Source organism: Mesorhizobium sp. M0991, assembly GCF_040318915.1.
GTDB lineage: Bacteria > Pseudomonadota > Alphaproteobacteria > Rhizobiales > Rhizobiaceae > Mesorhizobium.
On record NZ_JAMYNE010000035.1, the window covers coordinates 1 to 22,990 of the forward strand.

Annotated in this window: 19 protein-coding genes and 7 pseudogenes; 9 read left to right on the forward strand and 17 right to left on the reverse strand. The window is 58.5% G+C overall.

Annotated elements, in window-relative coordinates; all coding sequences use genetic code 11:
* Positions 1 to 206 (reverse strand): annotated as a pseudogene (locus NKH70_RS30420) (hypothetical protein); the annotation flags it as partial.
* Between the two features lie 185 nt (positions 207 to 391).
* On the opposite strand from NKH70_RS30420, the gene NKH70_RS30425 reads away from it, so the two are divergent.
* The 4 genes and pseudogenes from NKH70_RS30425 to NKH70_RS30440 all read left to right on the forward strand — a co-directional run.
* Positions 392 to 1,621, forward strand: coding sequence for an ATP-grasp domain-containing protein (locus NKH70_RS30425; RefSeq protein WP_353026991.1), 1,230 nt, complete (start codon positions 392 to 394; stop codon positions 1,619 to 1,621).
* Between the two features lie 508 nt (positions 1,622 to 2,129).
* On the forward strand, positions 2,130 to 2,891 hold the full coding sequence (locus tag NKH70_RS30430) for a LuxR family transcriptional regulator (protein WP_353026993.1): 762 nt from the start codon (positions 2,130 to 2,132) through the stop codon (positions 2,889 to 2,891).
* A 271-nt stretch (positions 2,892 to 3,162) separates the two neighbouring features.
* Positions 3,163 to 3,846 (forward strand): hypothetical protein, encoded by a 684-nt coding sequence (locus tag NKH70_RS30435; protein WP_353026995.1) that lies wholly within the window; start codon positions 3,163 to 3,165, stop codon positions 3,844 to 3,846.
* 424 nt (positions 3,847 to 4,270) lie between these two features.
* Positions 4,271 to 4,529, forward strand: a pseudogene (locus tag NKH70_RS30440) (IS110 family RNA-guided transposase); the annotation flags it as partial.
* 235 nt (positions 4,530 to 4,764) lie between these two features.
* Here the strand turns inward: NKH70_RS30440 and NKH70_RS30445 are convergent.
* From NKH70_RS30445 to NKH70_RS30455, 3 genes and pseudogenes are all read right to left on the reverse strand, one after another.
* Complete coding sequence (locus NKH70_RS30445; RefSeq protein WP_353026996.1) at positions 4,765 to 5,562, reverse strand: GntR family transcriptional regulator; 798 nt, start codon at positions 5,560 to 5,562, stop codon at positions 4,765 to 4,767.
* A gap of 51 nt (positions 5,563 to 5,613) precedes the next feature.
* Positions 5,614 to 6,897 carry an aminotransferase class I/II-fold pyridoxal phosphate-dependent enzyme gene (locus NKH70_RS30450; RefSeq protein ID WP_353026998.1) on the reverse strand — a complete coding sequence of 428 codons (1,284 nt, stop codon included), beginning with the start codon at positions 6,895 to 6,897 and terminating at the stop codon, positions 5,614 to 5,616.
* Positions 6,898 to 7,230: 333 nt separating this feature from the next.
* Positions 7,231 to 7,462, reverse strand: a pseudogene (locus NKH70_RS30455) (transposase); the annotation flags it as partial.
* 163 nt (positions 7,463 to 7,625) lie between these two features.
* Between NKH70_RS30455 and NKH70_RS30460 the strand changes: the two are divergent.
* Positions 7,626 to 7,843: pseudogene (locus NKH70_RS30460) on the forward strand (transposase); the annotation flags it as partial.
* 36 nt (positions 7,844 to 7,879) lie between these two features.
* On the opposite strand, the pseudogene NKH70_RS30465 reads toward NKH70_RS30460, so the two are convergent.
* Together NKH70_RS30465 and NKH70_RS30470 are read right to left on the reverse strand one after the other, a co-directional pair.
* Positions 7,880 to 9,136, reverse strand: a pseudogene (locus tag NKH70_RS30465) (IS256 family transposase).
* Positions 9,113 to 9,660, reverse strand: a pseudogene (locus NKH70_RS30470) (transposase); the annotation flags it as partial. The pseudogenes NKH70_RS30470 and NKH70_RS30465, both read right to left, overlap by 24 nt.
* A gap of 191 nt (positions 9,661 to 9,851) precedes the next feature.
* On the opposite strand from NKH70_RS30470, the gene NKH70_RS30475 reads away from it, so the two are divergent.
* Positions 9,852 to 10,553, forward strand: coding sequence for a GntR family transcriptional regulator (locus NKH70_RS30475; RefSeq protein ID WP_353027000.1), 702 nt, complete (start codon positions 9,852 to 9,854; stop codon positions 10,551 to 10,553).
* 653 nt (positions 10,554 to 11,206) lie between these two features.
* On the opposite strand, the gene NKH70_RS30480 is transcribed toward NKH70_RS30475, so the two are convergent.
* The 8 genes and pseudogenes from NKH70_RS30480 to NKH70_RS30515 form a co-directional block, all read right to left on the reverse strand.
* Complete coding sequence (locus NKH70_RS30480; RefSeq protein ID WP_353027001.1) at positions 11,207 to 12,208, reverse strand: phosphotriesterase family protein; 1,002 nt, start codon at positions 12,206 to 12,208, stop codon at positions 11,207 to 11,209.
* A 595-nt stretch (positions 12,209 to 12,803) separates the two neighbouring features.
* A complete protein-coding gene (locus tag NKH70_RS30485) occupies positions 12,804 to 13,256 on the reverse strand; it encodes an integrase core domain-containing protein (protein WP_353027002.1) in 453 nt (150 codons plus the stop codon).
* Positions 13,166 to 13,714: an IS3 family transposase gene (locus NKH70_RS30490; RefSeq protein WP_353027003.1), complete on the reverse strand. Its 549-nt coding sequence runs from the start codon at positions 13,712 to 13,714 to the stop codon at positions 13,166 to 13,168. Before NKH70_RS30490 ends, NKH70_RS30485 begins: the two co-directional genes overlap by 91 nt.
* Positions 13,711 to 13,920, reverse strand: a complete 210-nt coding sequence (locus NKH70_RS30495) for a hypothetical protein (RefSeq protein WP_353027004.1) — start codon at positions 13,918 to 13,920, stop codon at positions 13,711 to 13,713. Before NKH70_RS30495 ends, NKH70_RS30490 begins: the two co-directional genes overlap by 4 nt.
* The gene (locus NKH70_RS35890) at positions 13,869 to 14,132 is read right to left on the reverse strand and encodes a helix-turn-helix domain-containing protein (protein ID WP_502908429.1); all 264 of its coding nucleotides are present in this window, start codon (positions 14,130 to 14,132) and stop codon (positions 13,869 to 13,871) included. Before NKH70_RS35890 ends, NKH70_RS30495 begins: the two co-directional genes overlap by 52 nt.
* A gap of 1,070 nt (positions 14,133 to 15,202) precedes the next feature.
* A pseudogene (locus NKH70_RS30505) lies at positions 15,203 to 16,222 on the reverse strand (DUF1403 family protein).
* Positions 16,223 to 16,637: 415 nt separating this feature from the next.
* Positions 16,638 to 17,231 (reverse strand): type II toxin-antitoxin system VapC family toxin, encoded by a 594-nt coding sequence (locus NKH70_RS30510; protein ID WP_353027006.1) that lies wholly within the window; start codon positions 17,229 to 17,231, stop codon positions 16,638 to 16,640.
* The gene (locus NKH70_RS30515) at positions 17,221 to 17,517 is read right to left on the reverse strand and encodes a hypothetical protein (RefSeq protein ID WP_353027008.1); all 297 of its coding nucleotides are present in this window, start codon (positions 17,515 to 17,517) and stop codon (positions 17,221 to 17,223) included. The genes NKH70_RS30510 and NKH70_RS30515 overlap by 11 nt, the downstream gene beginning before the upstream one ends.
* A 277-nt stretch (positions 17,518 to 17,794) precedes the next feature.
* On the opposite strand from NKH70_RS30515, the gene NKH70_RS30520 reads away from it, so the two are divergent.
* A complete protein-coding gene (locus tag NKH70_RS30520; protein ID WP_353027009.1) occupies positions 17,795 to 18,922 on the forward strand; it encodes a site-specific integrase in 1,128 nt (375 codons plus the stop codon).
* A gap of 41 nt (positions 18,923 to 18,963) precedes the next feature.
* Here the strand turns inward: NKH70_RS30520 and NKH70_RS30525 are convergent, their stop codons facing one another.
* The 3 genes from NKH70_RS30525 to NKH70_RS30535 form a co-directional block, all read right to left on the reverse strand.
* Entirely contained in the window at positions 18,964 to 19,656 is a 693-nt protein-coding gene (locus NKH70_RS30525) for a nucleotidyl transferase AbiEii/AbiGii toxin family protein (protein ID WP_258597354.1), read from the reverse strand.
* The gene (locus tag NKH70_RS30530; protein WP_258597356.1) at positions 19,656 to 19,868 is read right to left on the reverse strand and encodes a hypothetical protein; all 213 of its coding nucleotides are present in this window, start codon (positions 19,866 to 19,868) and stop codon (positions 19,656 to 19,658) included. The genes NKH70_RS30525 and NKH70_RS30530 overlap by 1 nt, the downstream gene beginning before the upstream one ends.
* Before the next feature lie 308 nt (positions 19,869 to 20,176).
* Positions 20,177 to 20,464 carry a hypothetical protein gene (locus NKH70_RS30535; RefSeq protein ID WP_353027011.1) on the reverse strand — a complete coding sequence of 96 codons (288 nt, stop codon included), beginning with the start codon at positions 20,462 to 20,464 and terminating at the stop codon, positions 20,177 to 20,179.
* Between the two features lie 111 nt (positions 20,465 to 20,575).
* Here NKH70_RS30535 and repA point away from each other — a divergent pair, with 111 nt between their 5' ends.
* Positions 20,576 to 21,790 (forward strand): plasmid partitioning protein RepA, encoded by a 1,215-nt coding sequence (gene repA, locus NKH70_RS30540; RefSeq protein ID WP_353027013.1) that lies wholly within the window; start codon positions 20,576 to 20,578, stop codon positions 21,788 to 21,790.
* A 17-nt stretch (positions 21,791 to 21,807) separates the two neighbouring features.
* A complete protein-coding gene (gene repB / locus NKH70_RS30545) occupies positions 21,808 to 22,887 on the forward strand; it encodes a plasmid partitioning protein RepB (protein WP_353027015.1) in 1,080 nt (359 codons plus the stop codon).
* The last annotated feature ends 103 nt before the right edge of the window (positions 22,888 to 22,990 follow it).

Here is a 22,990-nt window from a genome sequence, read left to right on the forward strand (position 1 = left end):
CATGCCGAGCAGCAGCCTTCGTTGGGATGACGCGGTTCGTAGATGCCGTCCTCATCGATGATGAGCGTTCCGACAAGGCCGCAAACCAACCAAAATCGGACAGAAACTTGGGGCAACGGCATGCGGAGCGAGATAAGCGATGCCGCGTCCGGTTCTCTCGCGCCGGCCGAGATCGCAATCCTCCGATTTTGGTCGAAACCCTCCATACCACACCCGCCATGATAAAGGGATGCAACAGATTCTACAACTAAATTTACAGCATCTTTGCGACTCGGAAGTCGCCGGCAATGGTAGGCTCGCTACAACATCTTAGGTCAGGCACGGCTTTGGCTGAACGATGGTGCCGATTTCACTCGGACTGCACAGCACGCAACGTGGGAGTCAACAGTCAATGACAAGAAAAGCGCTCATCCTGGTTGAAGGCAGTACGAGGGGTACTGGTCTGCTGTTCGTCCAAGCGGCCCAGCGTCTTGGTCTCTGTCCAATTACGCTGTCTGCCAAACCAACTCAGTACGACTATCTTGTGGCGGAAAATCTTAACGCAATACGCGTCGACACTAACAATCTCGATGCGCTGATCCGCGAATGTTCCCAGCTACGTGCGACCTACGACATTGCTGGCATTACGAGCATCCAAGACTCGTTCTATGCGACAGCTGCCAAGCTCTGCCAGTACTTCGAGCTGCCGGGACCCAACCCCGTATCCATTGAACGATGCTGTGATAAATTCGCTCAACGTCAGCTCCTCGCGGAGGCTGGCGTACCAATACCCGCTTATGGCGTGGCAACGAATGCAGCGGAAGTACAAAGCGCTGCCGCGAAGATCGGCCTGCCGGTGGTTCTTAAGCCAGTCAACGGCAGCGGCAGCAGGGGTGTCCGATTGTGCCGCAACCTCGATGAGCTAGCCGCGCATACGGCCTATCTTTTGGGCGGGAAGCACATATGGCGTTCTTCGCCGAGGGTACTGGTCGAAGAATTCGCACAGGGGCCCCATTATTGCGCCGAGATAGTAGGAAATGAGGTCGTTGGAATTGTCGCCGCCGAGCTCGGCCCCCCACCATATTTCGTCTTCCGTGAGATCACTTTCCCGGCCTTGGTGACTGATAACGAACATGATCGTATCGTCGATGTTTCACTGAGCTGTTTGCAAGCTCTCGGCCTTGGCTGGGGACCAACGAACATTGATCTCCGGTGGACGAAGCATGGCCCAGTCGTCATTGAAGTCAATCCGCGTCTTTCTGGCGCGCCCGACCCTCAACTGGTTCAGCTGGCTTACGGTGTCGATCTCATTACCGAGCATATCAAACTTGTCATTGGGGACAAATTGAACTTGCGCAGAAGGCATTCGCACACTGCGGCCGCGCGGATCCTGCTTCCTGATCGCGATGGCACACTCGATCGCATCGGTGGCGAGAGGCGGGCGGCTGCTGTGTCAGGTGTCGCCGAGGTCAATTTGTATGTTGAACCCAAGACGCCGATCATCAGGAAAGGCGATTCGGGGGACTGGATCGGGTATGTCATCGCCGCTTCACCCAGCCCAGCTCAGACCGAAGCGATACTTCAGCGTGCCGTCGATTTAATCAGCTGGTCGATCACACCATTTCCGGCCCTTGGCGAATAGGACTAATCTGCGGCTTACTGCCGCGCACCAGCGCTGGTCGGGCGACAGGTAAAAAGTGATCTCGCCTAGGTCTGCATCGACATTCCCCGCGTGGAGATCTGACGCTTCAACGGGGAATCGCAGAATTGGACATCTATTCGGCATGCGATGTGAGCCTTGTCTGATTTCGGCCCCATTAACGCAGGGTGTGAAACGATCATCATCTGGGGTTCACCAACCACGTATTCTGTTTCACAATTTTATTACGTTGCTTCTGTTCAATAAATTCGATGTAACGCAAACTTTACAGTAAATAAATTTCGTTGGTTGCTGCCACATGATAGAGCGTTGGCGATGCCGGCCCGAGACCCGCGCGCAGAGCAGCCTCACAAGGCCAGCTTTGCGGACCAGCGTTAACATCGGCGCAAATAACTGCGGAGCAGAGTGTGGAACACCCGCCGCTCATTGCGAATTCTCAAGGTTCGAGGCCGGTAACCAGATTGTCCGGCAAGTTTCATTGGCCACGTCAATGCATCCCCTGAAGACAGTCAAGGAAGCGTTTGCGGTCGAGTTCAGCCGATTTCTCGACCCGACTGATAGCATTTCCGACTCAGAGCAGTTGTTCGAACTGTTATCGGCTTTTGTCCTGAATTTTGATTGCCCGTGGATTGCCTATGGCGCACTTACAACCCACAAAAACTTTTCACGTCCGGTCCGACGCGATACGGCCGTCATGCTGAATTACCCCGATGAATGGCAGGAGCGCTGTTTGGAGATGGGTTGTGACAGGATAGCCCCCGTCATCCAGGCGAGTCGAAAGCGCGTACGCGCCTTTCGATGGAGCGAGGTGTATAGTCACGCAAGCACGACTGAAGACGAAAGGCGCGTTTTCGATGAGGCCGCGACATTCGGCTTAAGGTCAGGCATTACCATTCCGTTGCATGGCCCAGATGGTAGCTTTGCAACAATGAGCTTTGCCCAACCCTGGGACCGAGACTTCGGAGATGGAACAATCAGCTACTTGCAACTTGCAGCGTTACATTTCCATCTGAGGATCACGAAGTTCACGAACTTGAACGGCATCGAAGAACCCTTTAACCTTTCCCCAAGAGAAAAAGAATGTATTCTGTGGGCAGCGAGGGGAAAATCCTCGTGGGAAGTGGGAGTGATCCTAGGAATTTCCGTGAATACGGTCAACTTCCATGTGAAAAATGCGATGCGAAAATTGGGGGCGGGTACCAGAACGGTAGCTGCTATAAAAGCGGTAAACTTCGGAATTGTCGAACTGTGAAAAAAGGGCATGCACCGAATTGCTTTCGACCGGAACCCGATACAACTTTATGCTGGTTGAGGAGGTCATTTCTATCGCAGACAAACAGAGTTTGGCCTGGGTTCTCTGATCGGCAGAATCGTCGAACAGCGCCGCGGCTCTTAACGGAATGGACCGGCCTCGGTCACGGCAGGGACTCCTCTTCACGCCGGGCGCTGCAGAGCTCGAGAGTTGGCGGTGGCCGTCACCCTGATGGCCGCCTGCTGCTCGGTTTGTCCGGTATCAGACCGAGTTGCACCAGATCAAGCAGCGCCTCTATTACGGCGAGCGTGAGAAAGCGGCGTGCGGCGCCTTCCTGTTCCCGCAGGACTGGCGCATGGTCACTCAGGTGAGGTCATTCTCAATCGCGATGACCAGGTGCAGGCGAGGCTCGGCCTCGTCTTCGCAAATTCCGCAAGTTTCACATTGCGCGGGCCGTGATGCGCTACCTGCGAAACAACGATCTGCCGCTGCCCGTGCGTCTCGGCTCGCCCAGCGCGCCGCACGATGTGTATGGCGGCACGCCGACAGTTCACGGTTCGCAGCATTCTTTAACACTGGCTATGCTGGAGCGGATGTCTATGGCCGCGGGCGGGTGGAAGGCAGGTGGATCCGCCATAGCGTTTATCGCCCGACGACCACCAAGGTCGCCATCGCCGACTCGGATTGCCTTCAGGCTGCTCATGGCTGGTTATATGGTTTGGGGGCGCCGCGCAAGGCACTGCTGCATGGCATCGCTGTGCCCGGAAATGCGCGCTCCGCCACAATGCGGGGCGGCTGCCTTGGGCGTCACATCACACCGTCTTCGACTACGTCGCCGCGGCTGGCTCAACGGGCGGCAGCTCACGACGGCCAGCTGTGGCAAATCGAACTCGCAGACGACGAGATCAGCGGGCGCGACCGCTCGCACCAGGCGATCAAGAAGAAGGCATCATGAAAACTTCGCTAATCCAACTCTGGCTGACGCCATCCTGAATCGCGTCGTTTCGAACACCTGTCGCATCGATCTCACCAGCGAGAGCATGCGAGAACAGCGCTCGCCTGTCGGACCGAAATACCGCACGATTGACCTGAAGTGTAACCGATCGAAATGCCAAAGAAACCCAGGATCAGTCCGAGAATGGCTGCCTTCAAATCGGAACGCCGGCCGGAATGAAATCGGAAACTGGCTCGGTGGTGTGCACAGCCATCGCCCGAGAACTGGGCGGTGTCATGTGGGCGTCGCAAAGAAGCCCAGGCGATCAGGTCATACACGTGCGACGACTTTCATCTCGCGGATAGTCGGAGCGGGACCACGGCAGAGGAATGTCCCGTCAGACGCTTTGTGGCGGGCAACATCGCCGACCAAAACGGCAGGCTTGGCCTTTCTCAAGGCTCAGCCGAACAAGACCGACCGCAATGACGCCCGCTGATGATGCGGGTCAATTTCTTTTGCAACCAAAGCCAGAAGCGCTGGGCGCTGCTAACCGCGCGCAAGTTGCTCCAAGAAAAGGCCATTGCCATTCAGAACGATGTTCGCGGGTTGTTGCGTTGTTGCGCAATTTTGGGCTCAAGGTCGGCAAGGCCAAAGCCGTCAATATCGAGGCGCGCATCCGCGAACTCATCGAGGGCATGGGCGATGAACGTCGCTAAGCGGCATGGCCGGCAAAAAGCGATCGTCACACCGTTAAAGTGGCCAAATCATCGCTTTGTCCGATATCTCTGACGTCTTTCGGGGGGCTTTGTTTCTTGCCAGTTGCGGCCTGATTTCGTCCGTAAGCCAAGAAAGAGATAACAAGGTGGTGGAAGATGTCCTTCGCGGGACAATGGATGAGGATGAGTTCGCTGAACAAGCAAACCGATCGCACTGCCGCGATCAGGAGGCTAAGAGATTGTTTCTATCATTTTCCGAACTCGATGCAGGGTGAGGCCTGAGCACCGTCGGAGATGCAGCAGCATAGGTGGGGGGCGCCATCCCGACGGTGATCTCATCAACCACGCAACTGCGGGCTTTTTCATAGTTACGGTTTCCAATGGCTTCGATCATTCTTTCTAGATGACGCGTGATGCAGCGTCGTCTGTTCATATCAGCTGCCATTTGGGTGAAGGTCGGCCCGACGCGGCACCAGATCCGGCTAACGTCCATGGCTAGTAGGCTCGCTTGATCAAGTTTCAGAATAGCCAATCGGAGCGCCCACACCGCTGCTGCAAACACGACTGGATAGTCGCGCTGACTGGCATTGCAGATATCTGCGTGAAGGGCTTTGAATTCGCGCCAGTCAGAGGTGCGATAACGTGGGGTTGCGATCGAGAATGCCAACCCTTCGAGCGCGAGGCGGAGCTTGAGCATTTCGTCGAGTTCGGGCTGGTTCAGCAGCGGTACGATTATTCCCGATCGCCGGTTTTGGTGCAGTGCTTCGGCTGCAGCGAGTTGCGAAAGCGCATTGCGCACCGGTGTGATACTAGTGCCAAAACGTTGGGCAAGCATCCGGACCGTGAAACGCTCTCCTGGGGCAAGCTGACCCAGAATCAATGCACATTTCAGGCGGGCATAGGTGCGCTCCGTGAGAACATTCAGCTTAGCGTAGGGACGCGTCGAGGACGTTGGACTTAAGGATGAGGGCATGTGTTCGAAGTCGAACAGTGGCTCGAGTGTTGGCCCGCTTTCATCCATCTTGTGTACCGCGCAGCTCGACCATATCCTTCGCTGAACGTCATCATCACCTTAGGATAGGGCCGGTACAATAGGGGGCTTGTCGGTCGTCTCGGGTACGTTTTCCAAGATGCTATCGCACAACCGCTCTACGTCGCAGACCTCATGATCAGCCGTAATGCACACCCGAATCCCCGCCTTTCCTTGCCCGACTGTCGGGAAGAACGTCACTGAGGTGTAGAAGCCGGCATCGAGAAGCTGTCTTGCGGTCGCAATCGCCTTGGCCTCCGTTCCGATGGCGATCATTCGGATCGGAAGTGAATTGCCTTGCTCGGCTGTTGCGACACGGCGGTCAAAGAGATCGATCCGTTGCGCCAACCGCCTCTGCCTTTGGCTGAGTTCTGCCGAACAGTGAATCCTGCACGAGCCAAGCGCCGCGCCAACTGCCGCCAGATTGGCGGCGGCCGAAAACGAATAGGGAATGGCGTAGCGTCGAAACAAAGCCTCCTGGTCGGGCGTTCCGACCATCAACATGCCCCCCGATGCGCCGAATCCCTTGGCCAACGAAGCCGCTATGATCGTGCGGTCGCCCAGTACTTGCGGAAACTGAGAGCGTGCAAATCCTTGGCCCTGAGGTCCAAACAGCGATATGCCATGAGCATCGTCGATGTAGAGAAAGAGCCCATAGCGTTCCTGGAGCTGGCGCAGTTCCTCAATCGGCGAATTGCCACCCATTGAGTAAACACCATCGCAGACGTAGGCGACTACCGGATTGTCGCGGCACAAGCGTTCGAGAGCGTGAATGTCGTTGTGCGCGATCGTTTCCACCCGTGCTTCATCAGCCACCACCGGCTTATGATAGGCGAGCGAGATGTGCGCAGTACGATCGAACACGACGACCGGCTTTCTCCCGCCTGTCAATTGCCCCGAAGCAAGGATGGGCATCGCACCCAGATTGGCGAGCATAACAGAGGAAAAGGCGAGCACACGCGCGCAGAACATCTCCGAGAGGGTTGCTTCAAGCTCTGCCAGAAGATCGAAATTGAGTCGCGTTCGTGCGCAAGACCAGTGCAACGAGCGATGCGCCTCAATCGCCTCGATTGCGCCAGCGACGATCACCGGATGGTTGTCGAGGCCCAGGTAGGAGCATCGCACGAAATCAATTACCTGCGGTCGACCGTCAAGAGGACCGGTGCCCAAAACAACTGTGCGTCCGGTCGTGGAGCGCCCCTGGACACCCATGAGACCGGCCGCGTGAGCCGCATCAAAATACGGCCTGCTTTGGTTGATCACGTAGGCGGTGTTTCGGAAGTGTCCGGTCAGGCGATCACCACCCGAGACATCTATCTGCTGCATGTCATTCTCCATTCTGATCTGCCAAAAACACGCAGCCGACCGCTCAGCCGAGTCGGCACAACAGCGAGGCTTGGCGACCGCTGGCCCAACTTGGGGTTCTTGCGGGCTGCTCGATCGCCCGCTGGTTCACACAAACTTAACCACTGGTCACGTCGCTAGGGTAGCTACCAAGTCAGATGGGGTCAGGTGGTGTGGACTCGTAAGTTTGAGTTGTGTGCGTCAAGTTCGTCAAAATGGCGTGGCATCGCGGTGACGTCGGCGTCTCCGCCGAGCCCCCGCGTTTAGCGGCGCGGCGGACACATGACCGTGCTCAGGCGGCCAAGGCCCTCAGGCTGTCGACTTCATGTGCTTGTGGTGAGCTAAGCGGCAGCCGATAGAAGCTCAGCGTCTCCTCGATGTTGTCCTCCACCCAATTGACCAGCTTCGGGTATTTGGCCTGCCATTTGGCGATCCACTGCGCCGGGTCGCGTTTGACCTCGGCGAGGTCGCGCCGGTCGTAGAACCATCTGAACTCCATGAGGCAGTCGTCGTCGACCCTGCGCGGCACGTAATCGAGCGCGTTTCTGCGGCACGTAATCGAGCGCGTTTCTGAGGAAGTGGGGACTGTCTGGAATTCTGTGCGCGAGGCCATGATGATGGAAAGGAGAGAATCATCACATGGCTATCGAGAAGGAACTCCTGGACAGCTGCTTGCCGGTCGTGATCCGAACGAGGTTTTCGCCAGCTAGGCGGTGCTGGTGGCGATCGGCGTGGATTGGGAGGGCCGGCGCCAGGTTCTGGGCGTGGAGCGGCCAACCGGGAGAGCCATTCGAGCTGGCGCGAGTTCCTGACGGGGCTCAAGAATCGGGGGCTCGCCGGCGTCGAATTCGTCGTCTCCGACGACCATCCGGGGCTCAGGGCGGCAATCCGCGAAGCGGTCTGGCAGCGCTGCTATATGCACGTCCTGGGACTGTCAGGAATTCTGTGCGCGAGGCCGGTTTCGTCATTGGCTGACGAACCTTTCGCCGAAGACGACGGCGAACTGGGTCTTGGCCTCGAACCACTCGTGCGGCGATCGTTTCCATTCCTCGGCCGCTTGGTTCAGCACGAGATATAGCAGCTTCATGGCCGCTTCGTCACTCCGGAAGGGTCCCCGGGTGCGGACGGCGCGGCGCAGCTTGGAGTTCAGCGCCTCTATGGGGTTCTACCGGTATGATCATGACGGTGCCATCTGGTCCCCCGCTGGAGATACGAGATTTTCGGCGTATGGTGCGACTATCCGGGACAGGGGCACCGGGAGCACGCCAAGTGCGGGCAGGCCGATGTATTCGATGAGCTGCGAGCTCGCGTTAGTAGCTGGCCGCGCCTGCGACCTGCCCGGTTGCGCCGCCAGCTTTGCGTGATCGCCGGATATCGCTGCCCAGTAGCCGGCCTCGAAGTCCTCAAGGGCCTTCATGCCGGCTTCGGCGTCCTTGGCCCGGTAGGTCGCCCGCAGCGCCGGCACGACGGGCTTGCGGTCCTTCCAGGACACGAACTCCAAGGAATGACGGATCAGGTGCACGATGCAGGTCTGGACGACGGTTTGGGGAAAGACGGCGGTGATCGCCTCGGGACAGCCCTTCAGGCCGTCGACGACGGTGATCAGAATGTCGCCGGCGCCGCGGCTCTTCAGCTCGTTGATGACGCGCAGCCAGAACTTGGCGCCCTCGGTCTGCTCGATCCAGATGGCCCAGAATCTCCTTCGTGCCATCGAGCAGGATGCCGAGCGCAATGTATACGGCCTTGTTCCTGACGAAGCCCTCGTCGCGGATCTTGACCCGGATCGCGTTGAAAAAGACCAAGGGAAAGCAGGCATCGAGCGACCGGTTCTGCCATTCGGCAACCTCCTCCAGGACGGCGTCGGTGACGGCCGAGATCAGGTCCGGCGATACGTCGATACCGTAGAGCTCCTCCAGGTGGCCGCGGATCTCACGCACCGTCATGCCGCGCGCATACATGGAGATGATCTCGTCGTCGAAGTCTGGGAAGCGGCGCTGATATTGGCGATCAGCTTCGGATCGAAGGTTCCGGCACGGCCGCGCGGGATCGTCAGCGTCATCTTCGATGTGCCCGTCAGCACCGACTTCCGCGAATGGCCGTTGAGACGATTGACGTTCCTCTGGGTGCTCTCGTCCTCGAGGTGCTCGTCGAGCTCGGCGTTCAAAATGCGCTCCGAAAGCGGCGTCTTCAGGTCGTCAAGCAGACCGTCCTTGGCGATCACGCCGGCCTCGCGCGCCCGCTCGTTGGCGCGCGTCCAAAATGAGATAGGGATAAGGTTCGGCAAGCCGCCGCTCATAGAATGCCTTCACTTCAGCGCCTCATCCAGCCGCGCCGTTGCCTCGCTCACCGTCGAGGCCGAGAAGGAATGGCCGCACAGCTCCTCGGTGATCGTCTTGACCTTCCGGGTCACACACCTTGCACGTACATCTCGACCAGCGCCGACACCAATGCCTTCTCCGAGTGCTGATAACGATCAAACAACTCCGTGGGAACCGGCCAGCCCGATCCTGCGGAACGCGAAGCTCCAGCACCCCGACCCGCGTCACCAGCTTGCGCTCGTAATAGCCGGACCGGTAACTAACCCGCTCTCGTCCGCTCGCCTTTCTCGGCTCCGATCGCCTCCGTCATCTCGGCTTCCAGAACCTCTTGCACGACACTCTGCAATACCCTGCGAAAGCCGTCCTCATCCGACAACAGCAATGCTTTCAACTCGCCTCTGCTCAGTCTAACTTCGCGATTGGTCATGTCACTTCCCCTTCCACGGGAATCGGTGATTGCAACGTCACCAGCGTGCCATAGCTGCCCCCACCTCAAAGCAAGGACCGTTCTCGCTCCAAAACCTTTTGCAGAACGGCCGAGGCTAGGCTTGCAAATGGCTGTTTTTGTCGCCCGGCCTTTGGTATAACACCGCGACCCCCATATTGGTACGCATTTAGATGCTGCAAGAGATTGAAACTCCTCTCACACCGATCGAACGGCAGGCCAGTTTGGGCGAACTTGCCTATGCTTCGCTGAAAGAATCGATAATCAGTGGGCAGTTTGTGCCAGGTAGCAAGCTGACCGTGCGATCGGTGGCGCAAGCGCTGGGCGTCAGTACAACGCCTGCCCGAGATGCCATCGTTCGTCTGACTGGCCAGGGTGCCCTGATCAATGTGGGGCCGAGGACGGTGGTCGTGCCAGTACTCACGGTCGCCACACTGTACGAAGTGACGGAGATCCGGCTTGCACTTGAAGGCTTAGCGGCCTTCGAAGCCACCGCGCATATTGAAGCTGCGGACGTCTCATTCCTTGAAGAGACGCAAAGCCGTATTAGCGCGGCGATGGACAAGGCACAATACCAGGATGTGCTTCGCCTCAACAAGGCCTTCCACTTTCGGCTATATACGGCGTCCGAAATGCCCCGCCTCCTCCCGCTGATCGAATCGCAGTGGTTGCGCATGGGGCCGTCGCTTAACAACCTTTATCCGGATTTTGCAATTCGTCGACGCGGAGCCTCGAACCATCAACGGGCCATCAGCGGATTGAAGGACCGGGACCCTCCGACCGTGCGCGCCGCGATCGAAAATGACCTGCGCGATGGATGCCGCCGTATGAGCAACCTCGTTCTGTCCCAACAAAGCGAAGCGGGTACCCCATGAATTTCATCCGGATCTCCCAGCGAGTAACCCGCCGGCCTGTGAGTGGCCCCATTTCCCGTAGCAGCCGTGCCATGGCGCCGATGCTCAGGCTATCAACCGTGTACTTTCATACACGCGACGCCCGCCCGCCTCGGCGCGTGTCAGGACGCCTCTATGTGGGCCTCGGTGTCGAGGTCGCGCAGACGCTCCAAACCCGGTCGCAGCAGGCTGGCCCCGCTGAAGCCCTCGTCCCCCGATCATCTATTTATAAGGTAGGCTGAATCCGTGCTCGCGTGAACTCGATCAGTGCCCCGTCCGGCGATCGTGTTCTCCTCCTTCTGCTGGTCGGACGACACTCGGGCATAAATCGCGGCGGACTTACTCACTTTCGAGTGTCTCAGTTTCTCTCGACTCAATGTCTCTGCGCAATTTAACCCGATCGAACCGCAGTACTACGGACCCGGATCACCTTGGTGGTATGGGACGGGCCCGCCGCGAAGCGTCGCCCATCCCGATCAATCCGCGTCAATTCAGTCACTGAAACGCTATAGCGAGTCGCCCCGCAGCGCCGACCTCGCGCTCTAAATGAAGGGCTGATACAATGAGCGAGATCTCGATCGCGCGGCACGGTTTGCGCATGCTCGCTGAGCGCCTCGCCTTTCAGCCCCTGCTAATCAGTTCGTCGCCTTTGAGGCAGAAATCTCACCGGCAAAGAAGCGTCGCGGATTGTCCTCCAAGATCGAAACGATGTCCGCCTCACTGACACCGCGGGCGTGCAGCATTGGTATGAAATCTGTGAAGATGTAGGTGTGCGCCGGGCAGAGTCCCTGCGACTTCAGGTGTTCGATCTTGGCGATTTTATCGGCGGCGAGTTGGGGAGTGACCTTGCCGAGTCTACCGCAGTGCAGGTCCATGCTCATCATGATCTGCGCACGAAAACCGTCGCGCACGAGCTTCGTCAAATTATCGGCGCGAACATCGTCCGGCTGGTAAAGAAAGACCCCGATTTGATCGAATCCGATGTAAGAGCCAGCATCGACGATGCGGCGATGGTAGGCGGGATCGAGGTTGTAGCAGCTATGGCCGATCAAGCAGCGATGGGCGGCAACGCCGCCGGCCGCGAACAGCTGCTGCTGTTCGGGCCCTGCGCAGCCGTCCGTCGTGTGGGTGATGATCGGCACCCCGGTCGTCTTCTGCGCTATGCAGGCGGCGGCAAGGAACTTCTTCTCATTTGCCGTGACAACGGGCGCGCCCGTCGAGACCTTGATGGCGCCCGCCTTCACACCGGTGTCACCGATGCCATGGGTGATTTCGCGGATATACAGCTCGGCGATCTCATCGACGGTGCGGGCGCGCCAGTAGACCGGCAGCCCCAGTTCCTCGTAATAGAATCCAGTAGTGCATACGATGTGTATGCCGGATTTTTCGGAAACCTCCTTCATCATTGTGACGTCGCGACCGAGTTCGTTCGGACACGGGTCGACGAAGGTGCGCACGTGATGCTCAGTGCGCAGTTGCACCAGCCGCCGGACTGTCTCCTCGATGAATCCCGCACGGTCGAATTTTGCGAGCGGATCGAACCACGCGCCGGGATAGGCGATGAACAGATGCTCGTGCATCAGTGTGCGGCCTAGGCGCCCAACCGGGATCAGCCCGGTCACAGTCTGCACCATCATGCGTCAGCGCTCCTCGTATTGTTCCGTGCCTTGTTAATGGGCCATCCAATCGATTGATTGACAAGCCACTATTTCTCGTAGTCATTGGCGACCCAGTCGTCTGTTGAACACCATCTCGCGAAGATCGGATTCGTTCACGTACGCCTCGTGGGCTCTAGAGCACGTCCTGTCATCGATGAATCGATTGTGATGTGACGGCTGCGTTTTGTGCTGATTCAACATCCACATCGATGGAGGTTGAGAGGTTGACGATGGGAAGAGCATTTAGCGTGGATCTTCGGTCGCGGGTCTTGAAGGCTTCTGGTCACGGAGCAGCACCCGCACACCAGCGCGCAGAGGAGCGCCCTGCCATGCCCGACTGGACAGCCGGGAGTTAAGGTGGATGCTTGATCGGGGTGATCGGCCACGCCTCAGAGTGTCGGCAGTCAGCCCACACTCAGGCGAGAGCCCGCTGCCGCCCAAAGCCCTCAATTGCGTCGCCGCCGTGAGCTTGCGCATGCTCCAGGGGCTCCAATGTGTCAATGAGCACCGTGCGTATTCCAATGATTCCGGACAGTGATTCCGAGACCAACCGGACATCCTATGGAGTGCACCCCTATTGTGAGACAGAGAAATTGCGAGACAATTTCATGCTCGTGAGTTCAAATGCGGCATTGTCCGATGGTGTCGATAAGGTCTTTTCGTATTCTTCCGGGGTGAGATAGTCGAGTGCTGAATGCAGCCGTTGCCGATTGTAGACATCTTCAATGAAGCTCGCGATACGTCGCCGCGCATCTGGTGCATCGCGATAGGCCAATCCTGCGACTTCTTCCTGCTTCAAGGTTTTCATGAAGCTTTCCGCGCGTGCGTTATCATAAGGGTTCCCCACCCGGCTCATGCTCGGCTGGATCCCATGCCCATGGAGGATATCAGAATAGCTGGTGCAAGCGTATTGAACTCCTCTGTCCGAATGATGGATCAAACTGCGGGAACCGGAACACGTGCGGAGATCGCCATTTTTAGGGCATCGACAGCAAGGCTGGCCCGCAAGTGGAGTTCGAGCGCCCATCCGATGACCTTGCGACTGAATGCATCGAGCACAACCGCCAGATAGGCGAACTGCTCGGCAAGGTGCAAATACGTGATGTCGGCGACCCAAAGCTGGTTGACGCCTGTCAGTTCCATGCCTCTGGCAAGGTTCGGCACCACCCGCCAGCTGTGCCGGGAATCCGTAGTGCGCGGCACAAATGGCCGAGTGCGCAAACATAAGAGATTATCCTCCCCCATTACCCGCAACACCCGTTTGTGGTTTACCTGCCAACCCTCGCGGCCAAGAAGGGCGCCGATCCGGCGATAGCCATACTGCCGGTTGGCCAAGGCCAGCCTTTGAATAACATCTCGCAGACCAGTTTCTTCCTGACGCGGCGCCGACTGTCGCCAGTGCCGGTAGTATCCAGCCCTGCTGACACCGGCGAGACGGCACATCTGTTCAATTCCTGGAGAGCCTTGCGGCACATGGGCTGTCATTTTTTGAATGACTTCGAAGACGCTGCACCGCCAGGTGCGTCTTTCTGCTGTTGACTGCCCCTGACATGCCGCAAGGCTTCTTGAAAAAAATCAAGTTCAACCTGTTGCTGCCCAATCTTGCGTTCAAGTTCGACAATGCGGCGACGGGCTTTTGTCAGCCCATCGGCACGACGCTGTTCAGCCGACAGTGCAAAACCTGCCGCCAATGATCTGGTGGTGCCTCGGGAGGCCGCTTCTTTGGACGCCCCTGTCGGCTCGGCGTTAGATTGCCACACACCCGCAACTGTTCACGCCAGGAATATAAGCGCTGGCGGTGAATACCCAGTTCATCCGCCAGCCGGCTGACGTTCTCCCCCCCTTTGCATCCGTAGGAGCATGGAGAGTTTCTCTTCTTCGCTAAATCTCGGCTTTCTTCCAATCATTTCCAGTCCCTGCAATCCAGAAACTGTCCGCTATTTATTTGTCTCAGTCGAGGGGTGCACTCCACCTATTCCGATAGAATACGGACGCGATTCCGAGCCGAAGCCGGGTGGCTTACAGTGCCTTTGGGTCCTTTGATGTTTGTCGGCGAACTCGTTTTCGGTCAAGCGGGAGTTCCGTCTGGGACTGCCCAGAGCCTTGTGTTTGCGCACGGCGCGCACCGGGCCCACCACATCCGCCTGGTGCTGCGGCAGCATCGTGGAAAGCAACCGCAATGCCGGTGCACTGCAGATGGCAACCATCGCCGCGGTGTACAACGTCGTGCTCTCGGGCCTTGTCGAGATCCGCGCTGATCTCGCATTATCACCGAGGCCGTTCTCAAACGGTTGCGATGGCGCGCGACAGCCGTTGCTGCGACTTGCCATAAGTTTGCGACGAAGCCGGCATCAGTGCTCAATCGATTTTGCAGCGCCGCCCGATTAACGACTAGGTTGTCGAGGTTCAGGACGGCAGGCGAGCCTCGTCGCGGAAAACTCGGCACAGTCGGATAGATGGTGTACCAAGGCAGACGGGGCCTCGCGATTTTGTCAGTATTGAGGTCTGCTACAGTTACCATCCCATGCTGATAACCTCTACCCCCATGCTGATAACTTTCATCCTTACCGCTGCGCTTTCCTGCGTCTTTGCGCTATGTCAATCCGTTCCGCTTTCGCCACGAAATTCGTATTTCGCCAATGCCCAGGCTCACCGGGGCGATGCGGCGTTGGGACCAGACTTTGCTCGCCGGCTGACTCGTAATACGTAGTCGCGTGGCGATATCTGGCACATCAATGGGCTCAGGTATCGTTTGCCGATCCCAAGGCTGCCAAGTCTGCTGACCCGGTTGCCGAAGCGGGGCCGCGCCGCAGGCGCAAGATCAGGCACCAACTGTGGCCTTGACGCGGTGCATCCATTCCCGCCAACGCACCTCCGGCGGCAGGTGATCCAGCTCGCGGAATGGTCATATGATCGACCATCGTCTGACCGCCCTTTGCCTCTTCTCGTGCGCACGGCTTCTGCCATTTGCTCTCAAAGCCCGTAGATGCGGAAGGTCGAGCGACCAGACAGTTCACGCACCGCGCCGAGTTCGAGCAATCGGTCGAACAGGCCGCGCAGTCCACGGTCGCTTATACCGGCAATCTTTTCCGAGGTAACGATCGCATCGTCGGACAGGAGCTTGTCGACAACGGCGTCCGCCGCCTTGGCCCTGAGTTTTGGTGCGACGGCAAGCAACCGATCCGCGCGGCGTTCGAGCCCCGCCGATAGATCGATGGCGCGTAGCGCCGCGCGCACCTGCGCGGCAAGCAGACTTTCGCACGCTCAGGATCTGTCTCAATGCTTGTCGCCACCGAGCTGGCCGCCGATCGACGCGGGCGAACGCTTGCGCCCAAGGCACATTCGGCGCCCAACAGCGGCACGGCCTGCGCCCAACCCAGCCGTTGCGCCAGCAGGGCATCGGCGGCCCATGCCCCCGAGGACGCGCGCCAAGCCGTAACGCTCCGTGGCCATGAATGTGCCGGTCAGCGTTGCGACCATGCCAGCGCCGGCCGCGAGTTGCCGGAGATCATCCGCCAGATCGCTGACGACCTCATCATCCGGGGCGTAGCCGAACTCTTCCAACACCGCAGCGGGGTTTTTCTCCGTCAGCAATTCGTCCCCGGGCCGAGATGCCAGCCGCCGCCAAGCAAGAAGGAAAAGGCCGGCGGGATCGACATTGTCGCCCGGTCTTGTAAGCAATACGGCATCGCGCAAGGCCGCTTCGTCCTCGACGCGACCCGCCTGCTTTGCCGTTGCCGCGGCCGCCGAAATTGCCAGCCGCTGCCGCCAGGCGCCGGCCCACCGCTCCTGCCGCCGAACCACCGCATCGAGTGCGCCGATGGTGGCGCCTGCGATGAGCGCCACCTCCTCAACATTTTTTCCAGCAAGGCTTTGCGCATCGGGAACCGCCCGACGCAACCAAGCAGGCACGGCGGCTTTCGATGCAGCGACGCTGGCTTCACCAGTCAGCGTACCGTGGTAGCGCAGGGAGAGTTTGGGTCGAAGAATCATCCGCGACAGGATGAATCCTGGCGGCGCTTTTAGCAACCCGATTTGCACATAACCGCCGCGCCTGTCGCACACATCAAACGAACGATAATGTTGCCTTATCGTTCGTCTTAAAAGGCGGCCGCGAAATGCCTCGGCCGCCCTTATTTTTCACCGGAAATGAGATTCATATCGCGGCACAAAAAGCTGCCGACTGTCGCCATCGCCGGCAAATTATTGCCTGGCCCTCGGGGTTACCGGCCGCCACCAGCCTTAGTCCCGACCAAGATGGAACCACACACCTTTGTCCATCTGAAGGCATCATGTGGCGCATTTTTGCCCTTTTCGCAACCGCTCGCCCCTCCGCAGTCACTTCCCCCCCTCCTCCCTCCCTCTCTTGCAGACGGATGGTGTACGCGCCTATCTGCCACCGATGCTTTCAACCTTGCGGGCGCAAGCCTGCAGCCGGCCGGTAGAAAATTACACGCACCGACGGGACAAGCTGATTGAGGGGATCGAAATCCCGGATGTTCCCGGTCAGAACCGTGGCTCCCAGCAGACCGGCCTGGTGAAAGATCAGCGCATCGTTGAGGAAGCGGCGTTCATGCCCCTCCCCTTTCGGCAGATGGCTGAGCCGGAACAGCAGACCGGCAAGCATGCCAGCCCGTCCCCAGGCGGTGGCGTCGGGAGCATGCAGCCGGTGTGCTGGAATATCCTCGATCGTGTCCGCTACCACTTTCAGGACCGACTTCGTCGTGGCGTGGGCCGGGTCGAGACGGCCGAACACATGGCTGAGCTCGGCAAGGCATACGGCCGAGTGGTGGCAAAGCCGATAGGTGAGAAGGTCATCGACCGCTTCGGGCGTGCGCCCCTGCAGGACATCCAGATAGACGCTGGCGTCCAATAGCAGCACGCCGCCGACAGGCGGCTCTTCCCCTGCCCAGGACAGCGCGGAATCCGGCCGCCGTTCCAGCCCCGCGGTGCGCCGCTGCGGTTTGAGAGAACGCAACGCGCTCCCGAGATCAAACGCCAAGATCGATGTCTGCCGGGATGCTGCCCTTGCGGCCGATGAGCCGGATGCCAAAATCATCCTCGAGGGCCAGCCGCGACAGGGCGAGCTCCAGCAGTTCGGTATCGGAAGTCACATGAGCGCGCTTCTTTGCCGCCTCGATCAATTCCGACGGTACCCTGCCGGAAAGGCGTGTGTTCTTGGCCGCGCCAAGAAGGCCGACCGCCCTCGCCTGCTCAAGCACCAGACGGTTGCGGGTGTGGGCAATCCGCTCCTCGCTTTCGGCCGCCGTTGTGCCACGTATGCTCATCCTGGATTCTCCTGTTGAACGAAAGATAAAGGATGTTGAACGTGAAGGCAATGAACGGCAAGGAAGGGCGAGCCTTGGAAGTGATCGTCCGCATCGTACATACATAGTACAGCGCCGTCCGGCGCTCGGAGAAGCATGCCCGGCCCATTGTCGTGCATGGCGGGGAAATCTCGGGGCCATTCGTCACGCGTCTCGCGGTGGACAATTGGGCGCTTTGGTCGCACGTTGGGGCTCTCAGAATCGCACCACTGTGACATTCAAATGATCGAGAGTTTCGATGGGCAGTCCCCGTAATTTCATGACGCCCATCGACGCGGTCGACACCAGCGACCTGCCTGACATTGTCGACGTCGTCATGGAAATGGGGCATCCGGATGAGGCTCCCGCTCCTCCCACGCAGGTCCTCGACTCGCGACAAGCATCACTGCCTGCCCATCTCGAAAAGCTGGCCGACCGCGCGCGCGATTACGTCGAGGCGGCGAGTTCGGCAAACACCCGTCGCGCCTATGCCGCCGACTGGAAGCATTTTTGCGCCTGGTGCCGGCGCCAGGCGTTTGATCCGCTGCCGCCAGATCCCCAAGTCGTCGGCCTCTACATCACGGCGCAGGCTTCGGGATCGGCAAGGGACAAAAAGTCTGTGTCGACCATTGAGCGCCGCCTGTCGTCGCTGACCTGGAACTATACGCAACGCGGTCAACCGCTCGACCGGAAGGACCGGCATATCGCCACCGTGCTCGCCGGCATCCGCAATAAACACGCCTCCCCTCCCCGTCAAAAGGAAGCCATCCTGCGCGACGATCTTGTCGCCATGCTGGAAACGCTCGATCGTGGCACGCTGCGCGGTCTGCGCGGCCGCGCCATGTTGCTTTTGGGCTTCGCGGGCGGCTTGCGCCGTTCTGAAATCGTCGGTCTCGACTGCGGCCGTGACCAGACCCAGGATGGCCGCGGCTGGATAGAGATTCTCGACAAAGGGATTTTGGTGACGTTGCGCGGAAAGACCGGCTGGCGCGAGGTCGAGATCGGCCGCGGCTCGGCCGACAGCACGTGCCCGGTTGTCGCGGTGCAGATCTGGCTCAAATTAGCGCGTATTGGCCATGGCCCGCTGTTCCGGCGCGTTACCGGGCAAGGCAAGGCTGTCGGCGCCGAGCGGCTCAACGATCAGGAGGTGGCGCGGCTGGTCAAACGAGCGGCCTTGGCTGCCGGCGTGCGCGGTGATCTTTCCGAGGGCGAGCGCGGCCAAAAGTTTTCTGGCCATTCGCTGCGCGCTGGCCTCGCGTCCTCAGCCGAGGTCGACGAGCGCTATGTGCAAAAACAGCTTGGCCACGCTTCGGCGGAGATGACCCGCAAATACCAGCGCCGGCGCGACCGCTTCCGGGTCAATCTCACTAAGGCGTCCGGGCTTTGAAAAGCCCTCCCCTTCCTCGGTCGATCCCTAGGGTGAGGCGGTCAGGTTCTTTGAGGTGATGACAACACCTCGTCGAGCACAGCGATCGCCGCGACCAGACTGTCGGCGGCCGACGCTTCGTAGTCAGGCATGATCATCAGTTGCGCGATGGCGCGGCCGACGAATTCCGGGTTGAGCCTTTCCATCCGCTCTCTGGTGCGAGCGACGTGCTCGGGGAGCGTGCGCAGGCCGTTGACAACCTCGCCCAATTGAGACCGGGCAGCAGCAGCGATGTCGAAAATGTCACGCGGCTTGGTTTCCGATCCCCGGTAATAGACCTTCTTGGCGATAATTTCCGGAATGGTTTCAAGACGCACCGTCCTGCCTTCCACTACACGGGTTTCGAACGGCGTCGTCGTTAGCGTTCCGGCAACGATGAAGTCGATTTCACCAATGCCTTCGAAGGCGAATTTCTGAAACCGGAGCCCATCCCCCTGATAATCCGATGGCACCAGATCAAAACGCAGGCGGCTTTTAGACGGGTCGATGAAGCCGAGCAGTTGAGGGTCATCGAGGAAAATATCGATGTCATGGCTTTCACGATGACCGATCTGGATCATCATAGCCGTGCCTCCGCCAAATGACCATTCGAAGTCGTAGCCGCCGGCATTCTCTCGAAGCTGGTCAATCAGATCGACGGCGATGCGAAAAAGCCGCCGCCATTCGGAAGGGCGACGGCTATCCTGTTCGGCCATCACGCAGCAAGCGGATAGCTCTCGCCGGACCAGGCGGAGAACGCAGCGGCGAAGGCTTTCAGTTCGGGGACTTGGATATGATGCACCACAGCGAACTCGACCTGCAACGCGGGGGGAACTTCACCGAGAAAGGCGCTGACATGGCCGGGGTGCTGTTTGGCCAAATCGAGATCTGCAAGGCAATGCGCCAGCGTCGCCTCGCCCAGCTGCACGCTGTAGGGCCCGTTCACAGTCGTCAGGACGGATGCTAAATGCTTGCTCATAATGGCCGTAAGGTAGTCTTTTCGGGCCGATGACACAAGTTGCCACCTTTCTCCGTCGGGAATTGCGCGACGTCATCAAAGGATCGGGTGTCCTGATCCTCGCTGTTTGAATCTCTACCCTCAAGAACGCGTTCTCAGGCCCACTAATACAGGCACAGTCGCGGCAAATCGGCTACGCGCAGCCCTGTCACATTGGGCGCTGCGCAATCTCGACGCCAGCGACGCCGGCGATGGTGCGCCTTGACCTTCTGGCGGGCTCAGTCAACCACCTGATCGAAACGATCGAGGACGTCAAAGCCAAAATGCCCATTTCCGACCACTTCGGGATCCGATCGACACCACGGCAGCGCAGGCACGTTCTTGCTACTGACCATCGGTGCTGTGATGTAGCTTAAGGGCGCGCTGATTTCTGAACGCATCAAGGCCGCAATCGTCGCGAAACGCTTCCCCATCGGCGCATTTTTGATAGGAAACCCCGTGCGTTCCTGCGAATCGGCGGCGCAGCTGCCAATGAGTTTACGGCCGTAAACGACGCCGCAGAGCAAAGCGTTTAAGCTTTCGTTAACTTTAAAATCCTTGCAAGATCCAGAGAATCGGGCCTAAGTGCGATAAATGGGTTATTGCGGATAAATATGCGCACTTACAGGTTTCTGCTTATGAATATCGCATTCGACGCCAATAAGCCTCTTTTGGATTTTGATCAGCTGATCCTGAAGCAGGGCGCGGCGCTTTCCAGCCGCCTTGAAAAGCATCGTCTGGACAACTTTCCTCCAGACGCGGTGAAAACGCTTCGGCAGTTCCAGTTGTCCGAAGTCGCCTCCTACCTCGGAATCAGCGCTGGCTATCTCAAAAACTTATCATTGAACGGCAAAGGGCCACAGCCGAATGTAACACCAACCGGACGCCGCTCCTATACGGCCGAGCAGATGCTCGAAATGCGTCATTACCTCGACCAGAAAGGGCGCTCGGATTCTCGCATGTATGTTCCCCACCGCAAGGAAGGTGAACACCTACAGATCGTAGCTGTCGTCAATTTCAAAGGTGGCAGCGGCAAGACTACCACCACGGCACATCTTGCCCAGCATCTTGCGTTGACTGGCCATCGGGTTCTTGCAATCGATCTCGATCCGCAGGCGTCTTTGACCGCATTACACGGTATCCAGCCTGAACTGGATCAATTCCCGTCGCTCTACGAAGCCATCCGGTACGATGAACATAGGAAACCGATTAGCGCGCTGATCCGGAAAACCAATTTTCCTGGTCTCGATATTATTCCGGCAAACCTCGAACTGCAGGAATTTGAATACGATACTCCGCTGATCCTCGCCGAAAAAGGCACCCGGGACATGGGGAGGCTGTTTTTCACGCGTCTCGATGCAGCTCTCTCTGATGTCGGAGACAAATTCGATGTTGTCGTCCTGGACTGCCCTCCCCAGCTTGGCTACCTGACCCTCACCGCCCTATCCTCTGCGACGGCGGTACTTGTAACGGTCCACCCGCAGATGCTGGACGTTATGTCGATGTGTCAGTTCCTGCTAATGCTTGGGGAAATACTCGATCCCATCAAGCGCGGTGGTGGAAACATGAGCCTTGACTGGATGCGCTATCTGGTTACCCGATACGAACCTGGCGACATCCCGCAGTCACAGATGGTTCATTTCATGCGGTCGCTGTTCGGAGGTTTTGTCCTCAAAAACGAGATGGTGAAATCCACCGCAATCTCTGACGCAGGGATCACCAAGCAGACCCTCTACGAGGTCGAGAGGGGTCAACTCACCCGGTCAACGTATGATCGTGCCGTGGAATCCCTTCATTCCGTGAACGGGGAACTGGTTTCGTTGATCCACAGAGCCTGGGGGAGGGCAAGCTGATGGCTAGGAAGGGCATCATGGCAGGCCTGCTGGATGAGGGCGCCGATGACGAGTTTACGCCCGTAAACTCATTCGAGAACAAGGCGTCTAATGAGCAGAACAGGGACAGCGGCTCCCAGCTTAACGTTGCAAACCCTTTGATTTCCAAGCCGTCTACATCCGCCGGGGCTCCCGGACGCCGTGGCGCTTTCGGGATGATGAGCCGCGCCGCCGACGAGATGGCCGCCAAGGTTGCAGCTGCCGAGGAAATAGAGAAGCAGCTACTGTCCGGCACCCAGATCATCCAACTGGACCCCGACCAGTTGGAAGCCTCGTTCGTCGTCGATCGTCTTGATGACGATGACGATTCAAGCCTACAGGAACTGATCCAGGCCATTGCCGAAAGGGGCCAGGACAGCCCCATCTTGGTACGGCCGATGCCAGGTTCCGAAGGTCGGTTTCAGATCGTTTTCGGGCATCGTCGAGCCAAGGCCGCGAAAGCGCTCGGCATCAAGGTGAATGCAGCAGTCAGGCAGCTCTCCGATCAGGAACACGTGATCGCTCAAGGGCAGGAAAACACCGCTCGTGCCGATCTCTCATTCATTGAGCGGGCGCTGTTCGCAAGGAAATTGGCCGTACAGTTTGACAACGCGACGATCATGTCTTCGCTGGCGATCAACAAGACCGTTTTGTCCAAACTGCAGTCCGTAACCACTAACATCCCGGATACCGTGATCTACAAGATCGGAGCTGCGAGGGGAGTTGGTAGGGACAGGTGGTACGATCTATCCGTCCTCCTCAAGAGCAGCAATGTCGATGGCCTCGAACATCTGCTGGGGCAGGACAAGTTCAAGAAAACCAGTTCCAACGACCGCTTTCTGATGGTCTTCAATCTCGCGAAGAAGGCCAACAAGACAGCCTCGATGAAGAAACTGAACGCAGTAGCTGCCAACTGCTGGGCTCCTAAAGACAAATCAGTCAACATCGTCACCAAATCACGTCCCAAGGATTTCTCGCTCGTGCTCACGGAAAAGGAAGCGAAGCCCTTCGGCGAGTGGATTTCAAGCAATCTGGGCGAACTCTACGAAGCGTTCAGAAAGTCGAAACAGGAGAACTGAAACCGCAAAAGAAAAAGGCCCCCGAACGTCACCGTCGCGGAAGCCCTTCTCAACCATAAGCAAGCTGAGAATCACATTTTCGCGAATCAGTGTCAAGCGGTTT